This is a genomic window from Streptomyces sp. NPDC020597, assembly GCF_044335095.1.
Taxonomy (GTDB): Bacteria; Actinomycetota; Actinomycetes; order Streptomycetales; family Streptomycetaceae; genus Streptomyces.
In genome coordinates this window covers 1-7,689 of record NZ_JBIRUL010000041.1, presented here as the reverse complement: position 1 = coordinate 7,689, position 7,689 = coordinate 1, and the positions used below count along the sequence as shown (strand labels likewise).

Below are 7,689 nucleotides of genomic sequence, written 5' to 3'. Positions count from 1 at the left end.
TAAAGGCCCCTCAGTCCCATTCCAGGCCGCCGCGCCGCCACACGTACGCGTACGCCACGAAGACGGTGAGCACGAAGAGCAGCATCTCCACGAGCCCGAAGACACCCAGGGCGTCGAAGGTGACGGCCCAGGGGTAGAGGAAGACGATCTCGATGTCGAAGACGATGAAGAGCATCGCCGTCAGGTAGTACTTGATGGGGAAGCGCCCGCCGCCGGCCGGCGTGGGGGTCGGCTCGATACCGCACTCATAGGCCTCGAGCTTGGCGCGGTTGTACCGCTTCGGCCCGATCAGCGTGGCCATGACCACGGAGAAGATCGCAAAGCCTGCCCCGAGGGCTCCCAGTACGAGGATGGGCGCATACGCGTTCACCGCTCCTCGCTCCTCTCAGTCGGCACTGACTGCTGGCGATGACATCGGACTCTCACTGCCCGCAGGCCCGCGAACACCGCCCGTCCAGACGAAGATCGCGAACATGTGAAGCAGGTCACAAGCCCAACTGCCTCGCATCCTATGCCCGCCGCTCTGTGATCTGCGACACGGGGTATTACACAAGCTTTGTGATCTCCACCACCTGACGAACGATCATGAAGTCGTATCAGCGGTGATCTTCGTACGCGAAGCGTCAGAGTGATCACAAGAAGTGACATTTGCGCTCGTCACCGCAGGCCGGAGAGGCGTCTCCATATCAAGAGGCTTCCCTTGCATGCAAATTGGAGATGGACGCGGAGGGCTGGTACAGGACCGCGTTCACACATCAGAGGGAGAGAGGGGCCGGACATGGACGCGTGCACGCGTTCACGAACGGAAGCCGTCATGCCGCGGGCGCGAGACGCGGGCGTCCCGGTAACCGTTCCGTGACCTCCGCCACACCCGCGAGGGGCTCCCAAGAGCGGGGCTTGGCCAACTGTCTCGACCGGTGGTAGGCGCAGGGCAATTCGGGCGTAACCGCGAAACATCATGATCACAGGCTTGATCGCATGCGTCCGCAATGTCCGTTACGGCGTCAATAAAGAACTCGAGGCGGGGAATTTGGGGCGTCCGTTGAACAACTGTGGCGCACCACACGTTTCTTGAAGGTATGGAGGAGCCCCTGATACCGGTTGTACCCATGTCCCTCACCGCTCACATACGCAGCCACCGGAAACCCCGCCGCAGCGCGTCGACGATCGCGATGCGGGCCGGAGTCGCCAGTGGTGTTCTCGGCACGCTGGCCGTCGCCACAGCAGCCGGCTCGGCCAACGCCGCCGAACCGGTGACGCAGACGCTCGAACTGCCCGTGCTCACCGGCGACCTGGCCGCCCAGGTCGCGCAGTCCGCCCAGGCCACACAGCAGGCCGCGGCGAACTACCAGCTCCACGCCGAGCGCGACGCGGCCGCCGCGTCCGCCGCCAAGGAAGCCAAGAAGGACCTCGCCGAGGCCAAGGCCGAGGCGAAGAAGAAGGCCGAGGCCGCTCGTAGGGACGCCGCCGAGCGGGCCACGCGTGCCGCCGAGCGCACCACGCTGACCTCGACGTCGGCCAAGGCCTTCAGCAGCACGAGCTCCTCCACGGCGACGGGTTCGGCCGCGGCCGTCATCGCCTTCGTGAAGGCGCAGATCGGTGACGCCTACGTCTCCGGCGGCACCGGCCCCAACTCGTGGGACTGCTCGGGGCTGGTGCAGACCGCCTTCAAGCAGGTCGGCATCGACCTGCCGCGCGTCTCGCAGGACCAGTCGACGGCCGGCACCCAGGTGTCGCTGGACAACCTGCAGCCCGGCGACATCCTCTACTGGGGCGGCGCGGGCAGCGCGTACCACGTGGCGGTCTACGTCGGCGACGGCATGTTCGTCGGCGCGCAGAACCCGTCCACCGGCGTGGCCGAGAAGCCGCTGTCGTACGACCCGCCGAGCGGCGCGGTGAGGGTGCTCTGACCGCTCCCGGGCGCCTCTGAGGGCGCCTCACGCACGCAAGGGCCGCAGCCGCTCGGGGGCAGCGGCCCTTCGGGCTTCTCCGGGCGCGCGCCCGCCGGGGCGGACTGCGGCCCGTCACCGGGTGCGCCCCCGCCGGGGCGCGCGTCACGGCCGCCGGACGGGGCGTCGACGCCCGGCTGTTCGTTCACGAACGGCGGGGCGACGAAGATGCCCGACATGTCGGGCACTTCGACATTCGGTGGAGCGGAGGGACTCGGCCCCGCGCGTCGACCGCCGAACGGCGGGCCCCCGCCCCGCGGTCGAGCCCGCCGCGCTCACCGGCCGGTCAGGCCTTCGGGGCCACCTTGCTCAGGCCGTTGATGATGCGGTCCATCGCGTCGCCGCCGGTGGGGTCCGTCAGGTTGGCGAGCATCTTCAGCGTGAACTTCATCAGCATCGGGTGGGTCAGACCGCGCTGGGCCGCGATCTTCATGACCTTCGGGTTGCCGATGAGCTTCACGAAGGCGCGGCCCAGCGTGTAGTAGCCGCCGTAGGTGTCCGCGAGGATCTGCGGGTAGCGCTGCAGGGCGAGTTCGCGCTGGCCGGGGGTGGCGCGGGCGTGGGCCTGCACGATGACGTCGGCGGCGAGCTGCCCGGACTCCATGGCGTAGGCGATGCCCTCGCCGTTGAACGGGTTCACCAGGCCGCCGGCGTCGCCGACCAGCAGCAGGCCCTTGGTGTAGTGGGGCTTGCGGTTGAAGGCCATGGGGAGGGCGGCGCCGCGGATCGGGCCGGTCATGTTTTCGGGGGTGTAGCCCCAGTCCTCCGGCATGGACGCGCACCACGCCTTGAGGACCTCGCGCCAGTCGAGCTCCTTGAAGGAGTCGGAGGTGTTGAGCACGCCGAGGCCGACGTTCGACGTGCCGTCGCCCATGCCGAAGATCCAGCCGTAGCCGGGCAGCAGCCGGTCCTCGCCGGGGCCGCGACGGTCCCACAGCTCCAGCCAGGACTCGAGGTAGTCGTCCTCGTGGCGCGGGGAGGTGAAATAGGTGCGGACGGCGACGCCCATCGGACGGTCCTCACGACGGTGCAGGCCCATCGCCAGGGAGAGGCGGGTGGAGTTGCCGTCGGCGGCGACCACGAGCGGGGCGTGGAAGGTGACTTCGCGCTTGTCCTCCCCCAGCTTGGCGTGCACGCCGGTGATACGTCCGGTGCGGTCGTCGACGATCGGGGCGCCGACGTTGCAGCGCTCGTGGAGGCGGGCGCCCGCCTTCTGGGCCTGGCGGGCGAGCTGCTCGTCGAAGTCGTCGCGCTTGCGGACGAGGCCGTAGTCGGGGAAGGAGGCCAGATCGGGCCAGTCCAGCTGGAGCCGGACACCACCGCCGATGATGCGCAGGCCCTTGTTGCGCAGCCAGCCGGCCTCTTCGGAGATGTCGATGCCCATGGCCACCAGCTGCTTGGTGGCGCGCGGGGTGAGGCCGTCCCCGCAGACCTTCTCGCGCGGGAACTCGGTCTTCTCCAGGAGGAGTACGTCGAGTCCGGCCTTGGCGAGGTAGTAGGCGGTCGTGGAGCCGGCCGGTCCCGCGCCGACGACGATGACGTCGGCGGTGTTCGCGGTGAAGGGCTCGGAGTGGGGCTCGGTCACGGCGGTCACGGCGGGATCTCCCCAAGTTCGGAATCTGCGTGCCGACCGGCACTGGACACGGGCAGTCTATTCAGCAGCATTGATCACCCGGCTGAAGGGCTGCCCCGTGAACCGAGCTCTCCCCGTCGTACGGCTGCGCGTCCCCACGGACGAGGACGCGGTCGCCTGGCACCGGGTCTTCGACGATCCGGACGTCATGGAGTTCTTCGGCGGGAGATCCGCGGAGCTCTCGGCCTACGAGGAGCTCACCGCCCGCCAGCGCCGGCACGACGCCGAGCACGGCTTCTGCCTGTGGACGTTGCTGGACGCGGACGACCGGGTCATCGGGTTCACCGGCGCTCAGCCGTGGCCGCGGGACTGGGGTCCCCGGGGGGAGATCGAGATCGGGTGGCGGCTGGGGCGGGAGCACTGGGGCCGGGGGTACGCGACGGCGGCCGCCCGGTCGACGCTGGAGCGGGTGCGGGCGGCCGGGGTGCCGGAGGTGGTGGCCATGGTCGACGCGGGCAACCGGCGGTCCATCGCCGTCGCCGAGCGGCTGGGGATGCGGCTCGCGGAGACGTACGCGAGGCCGCAGTCGACGCGGGAGTCGCACTGCTACCGCCTAGCCTGGTGACGGCTTCGGTCACTCCGCGCAGTCGTCGGCTACGGAAAGACACCTGACGCTTCCGGACGGCACCCCCGGGCGGTTACCCTTCCAGTACCGCTGGGGGTGACATCTGTGCTCATACCACCCAAAACACCCGAAGTGCGTGTGCCGAGGCTCGTCGGTCTGATGGCCGTGGACGCGCGCGAGGCGGCTGCGGCGCAGGGTGTGCTGCTGGCCGCGCCGGACCGGCCCGACTTCCACCGCGCGGTCGTCGACTACGTCGTACGGCAGTACCCCCCACCCGGCGTCGAGGTGCCTCGAGGCGCCGTCGTCACCGTGTGGTTCGAGTTCCGCGAAGGGGAGGGCGGCGGGGGCGCGGGCGTGCGCGAACCGCGCGTGCCGCGACCCGGCGGGGGCGGGCTGGAGCGCGAGCTGGACCGGCCGAAGGACCCCTTCGCGGCGATCACCGGGTGACGGCCTCAGGCCTCCTTGAAGCCCCGGTGCAGGGTCACCACGCCGCCCGTCAGGTTGCGCCAGGCGACCTTCGACCAGCCTGCCTTGCGCAGGTGCTCGGCGAGGGCGGGCTGGTCGGGCCAGGCGCGGATGGACTCGGCGAGGTAGACGTAGGCGTCCGGGTTCGAGGAGACCGCGCGGGCGACGGGGGGCAGCGCGCGCATCAGGTACTCGGTGTAGACGGTCCGGAAAGGCGCCCAGGTCGGATGTGAGAACTCGCAGATCACGACGCGCCCGCCGGGCCGGGTCACGCGGTGCATCTCGCGCAGTGCCGCGTCGAAGTCCTGCACGTTGCGCAGGCCGAAGGAGATGGTGACGGCGTCGAACGAGTCGTCCCTGAAGGGCAGCTTCGTCGCGTCACCGGCGGTGAAGGGCAGCCAGGCGTGGTTCCTCTTGCCGACCTGGAGCATGCCGAGGGAGAAGTCGCACGGGACGACGTACGCGCCGGTCTGCGCGAACGGCAGGGAGGAGGTCGCCGTGCCGGCGGCGAGGTCCAGGACCTTCTGCGCCGGGCGGGCGTCGACCGCCTTCGCGACCTCCTTGCGCCACCGCCGGTCCTGGCCGAGCGACAGGACGTCGTTGGTCAGGTCGTACCGTTCCGCCACGCGGTCGAACATCGAGGCGACTTCGTGGGGCTGCTTGTTCAGGGAAGCACGGGTCACCCGGTCATTGTGTCAGCCCCTCCCCCGCCGGCTCACGGCAGGAGCCTCGGCCTCCCGCGCGCCGCCGCGGCCCGCCCGGCGAGGGCGACCGTCCCCGTCGTCCTCCGGCGTGACCCCTCGTCCGTCGACCGCGGGCCCGGACGGCGTGCACCAGGTCGCGAACAGCTCCTGTTCGGGCGGACGGATGTCGTGTCCTGAACGCTTGCCGCCCTGAACCGACCGTGTGCCCGCGACTCCCCCGCGGCCCGCCGGGATGTGGGAGATTCCCCGGGTTCGGGAACGCACATCGCGTTTCCCGAACCGCGCGGAAATCACGAGAGCGGGTGCTGACGCAATGAGGAGTCTCCTGGTGCCGACGGCCGGGGTCGCCTGCCTGATATCCCTGATGTTGGCGGGATGCTCCGCGCAGTCCGGGGGCGCGCCGGACGACGCGGCGCCCGCGGCCGCCGTCCGGGCCGGCGGGCGGTCCGCGAACGCCTCGCCGACGCCGGACGCCTCGACGTCGGGGCGTGCCGGGAAGCACGGCGCCGGCACCCGGACTGGCACCGCCTACGCGCCCTACGTGAGCGCGGACGAGGCCTCCGCCAACGATGCCGCCGGCTCGCCGACGACGTTCAACCTGGCGTTCGTCATCGCCGACGGCCGTGACTGCGCGCCGAAGTGGAACGGCGTCGACGCCCTCGGGGACAAGGCGGTGAAGTCCCGCATCTCCGCGCTGACGAGGACGGGCGCCACGGTGCGGGTCTCCTTCGGCGGAGCCTCCGGCACGGAACTGGCGGCCGCCTGCGACAGCGCGCCGGCGCTCGCGAAGGCGTACGGGGACGCGCTCGACGCGGCCGGCTCCACGCAGGCAGACTTCGACGTCGAGGGCGACGAGTTGACGGACTCCGGCTCGGTCGCCCGGCGTTCTGCCGCGATCGCGGCACTGCAGAAGGAGCGTCCGGACCTGGAGGTCACGTTCACGCTCCCGGTGATGCCCTCCGGACTGGACTCCGCCGGTCTGGCGCTGCTGGAGTCGGCGAACACGTACGACGTCAAGGTCTCCACCGTCAATCTCATGACGATGAACTACGCCGAGTCGTACGCCGGCGACATGGGCGGATACGCGATCGCCTCGGCGACCGCCGCGCAGGCACAGCTGAAGAAGGTGTTCGGGACCGACGACTCCGCCGCGTGGCGGGGGATGGCGCTGACGTCGATGGTCGGCACGAACGACGTCGCCGACGAGACGTTCACGCTCGCCGACGCGGCCCAGGTGCGGGCGTTCGCCGAGAAGAAGGGCATCGCATGGGTGTCGATGTGGTCGACGTTCCGGGATCGGCAGTGCGCGGCCGGGACGGACACGGATGACGCGCTGAGCAACTGCAGTGGGGTCGCGCAGGAGGACGGGGCGTTCGCGGAGGCGTTCTCGCGGTGAAGAGGGAGGTAGGGGTTCAGGTTGAGGTGCGGTGGAGCACTCGCGGCCCTCTCCCGCGCTCCTGACGGGGCGCCCTCACCGGCGCCGGTAGACGAGGCGGCCGTCCGCCACCGTGGCCACGCAGGTGCCCGCGCCGCGCTCCGCGAGTTCGGCCTCGTCCCGTACGTCGAACACCGCGAAGCGGGCCGCGGAATGCCGCTCCCGCGGCTGCGCGAACTCCACCGGGATCCCGGCGGCGTACGGGTCGAGCGCGGGTGTCCCGCCGGGACGTCCGATCCGGCCCATGCCCGCCAGCGCGGACCGGTGCAGGGCCTCCCGCACCGCGCGGTTGCGCAGGTCCTCGCAGGCCGCCCTGACCGTGCCGTGCGCCAGCATGCGCTGCACACAGCGCCGCACGCTCGCACTCCATCGGGCGTCGTCCATGGTGAGGGCCGCCAGCGCCTCCCCGGTCAGCGGCTCGACGCCCAGTTCGTCGGCCTCGCGCGGGTCCGGGTGGTACGCCTCCTCCAGCAGCTCGTTGCCGTGCAGGTTGATCAGCCCCGGCGTCAGGATGCCGGGCCACGTCCGCACGCGCGCGCCCGGATGAGCGGCGACGAGTTCCGCGAGCGGCCCGGCGTCGGCGATCCACGCGCCCTTGACGGCCAGCGCCCGGTCCCTGGAATCCGCGTGAATGGTCAGCATGCGGCGGCTAGTTGGACGTCAGCAGCTTCAGCTCGGGGTGAGCCGTGCCGCCCTCGATCGCCGTGGACGAGATGTGGGACATGACCCGCTCGTCGACCGGGTCGTTCGCCGGGTCGTCGTGCACGACGAGGTGCTCGTACGTCGTGGCGCGCTGGGCCGGGACCCGGTCCGCCTTCCTGATCAGGTCGATGATCTCCATGCGGTTGGAGCGGTGCTTGGCGCCGGCCGAGGAGACGACGTTCTCCTCCAGCATGATCGAGCCGAGGTCGTCCGCGCCGTAGTGCAGGGAGAGCTGG

8 protein-coding genes and 1 pseudogene are annotated in these 7,689 nt (G+C 70.8%); 4 read left to right on the top strand and 5 right to left on the bottom strand.

Features of this window, described 5'->3' with window-relative positions; genetic code table 11:
* Positions 1-10 precede the first annotated feature (10 nt).
* Complete coding sequence (locus tag ACH4ZA_RS37085; protein ID WP_007383963.1) at positions 11-370, bottom strand: NADH-quinone oxidoreductase subunit A; 360 nt, start codon at positions 368-370, stop codon at positions 11-13.
* Positions 371-1,109: 739 nt separating this feature from the next.
* Between ACH4ZA_RS37085 and ACH4ZA_RS37080 the strand changes: the two genes are divergently transcribed.
* Positions 1,110-1,910 carry a C40 family peptidase gene (locus tag ACH4ZA_RS37080; RefSeq protein WP_319280006.1) on the top strand — a complete coding sequence of 267 codons (801 nt, stop codon included), beginning with the start codon at positions 1,110-1,112 and terminating at the stop codon, positions 1,908-1,910.
* 325 nt (positions 1,911-2,235) lie between these two features.
* On the opposite strand, the gene ACH4ZA_RS37075 is transcribed toward ACH4ZA_RS37080, so the two are convergent.
* Positions 2,236-3,543 (bottom strand): geranylgeranyl reductase family protein, encoded by a 1,308-nt coding sequence (locus ACH4ZA_RS37075; protein WP_319280007.1) that lies wholly within the window; start codon positions 3,541-3,543, stop codon positions 2,236-2,238.
* 97 nt (positions 3,544-3,640) lie between these two features.
* On the opposite strand from ACH4ZA_RS37075, the gene ACH4ZA_RS37070 reads away from it, so the two are divergent.
* Entirely contained in the window at positions 3,641-4,147 is a 507-nt protein-coding gene (locus tag ACH4ZA_RS37070) for a GNAT family N-acetyltransferase (RefSeq protein ID WP_319280008.1), read from the top strand.
* Between the two features lie 132 nt (positions 4,148-4,279).
* On the top strand, positions 4,280-4,594 hold the full coding sequence (locus ACH4ZA_RS37065) for a PASTA domain-containing protein (RefSeq protein ID WP_398433512.1): 315 nt from the start codon (positions 4,280-4,282) through the stop codon (positions 4,592-4,594).
* Between the two features lie 5 nt (positions 4,595-4,599).
* On the opposite strand, the gene ACH4ZA_RS37060 is transcribed toward ACH4ZA_RS37065, so the two are convergent.
* Complete coding sequence (locus ACH4ZA_RS37060) at positions 4,600-5,295, bottom strand: demethylmenaquinone methyltransferase (RefSeq protein ID WP_319280010.1); 696 nt, start codon at positions 5,293-5,295, stop codon at positions 4,600-4,602.
* Positions 5,296-5,629: 334 nt separating this feature from the next.
* Here ACH4ZA_RS37060 and ACH4ZA_RS37055 point away from each other — a divergent pair, with 334 nt between their 5' ends.
* On the top strand, positions 5,630-6,712 hold the full coding sequence (locus tag ACH4ZA_RS37055) for a chitinase (RefSeq protein WP_398433511.1): 1,083 nt from the start codon (positions 5,630-5,632) through the stop codon (positions 6,710-6,712).
* 75 nt (positions 6,713-6,787) lie between these two features.
* On the opposite strand, the gene ACH4ZA_RS37050 is transcribed toward ACH4ZA_RS37055, so the two are convergent.
* Positions 6,788-7,393: a hypothetical protein gene (locus ACH4ZA_RS37050; protein WP_319280012.1), complete on the bottom strand. Its 606-nt coding sequence runs from the start codon at positions 7,391-7,393 to the stop codon at positions 6,788-6,790.
* 7 nt (positions 7,394-7,400) lie between these two features.
* A pseudogene (locus ACH4ZA_RS37045) lies at positions 7,401-7,689 on the bottom strand (dehypoxanthine futalosine cyclase); the annotation flags it as partial.

Excerpts from the sequence above, each read along its gene's own strand:
- ACH4ZA_RS37050 (WP_319280012.1), bottom strand. The coding sequence starts at position 7,393 with ATGCTGACCATTCACGCGGATTCCAGGGACCGGGCGCTGGCCGTCAAG.
- ACH4ZA_RS37080 (WP_319280006.1), top strand. The coding sequence starts at position 1,110 with ATGTCCCTCACCGCTCACATACGCAGCCACCGGAAACCCCGCCGCAGC.
- ACH4ZA_RS37055 (WP_398433511.1), top strand. The coding sequence starts at position 5,630 with ATGAGGAGTCTCCTGGTGCCGACGGCCGGGGTCGCCTGCCTGATATCC.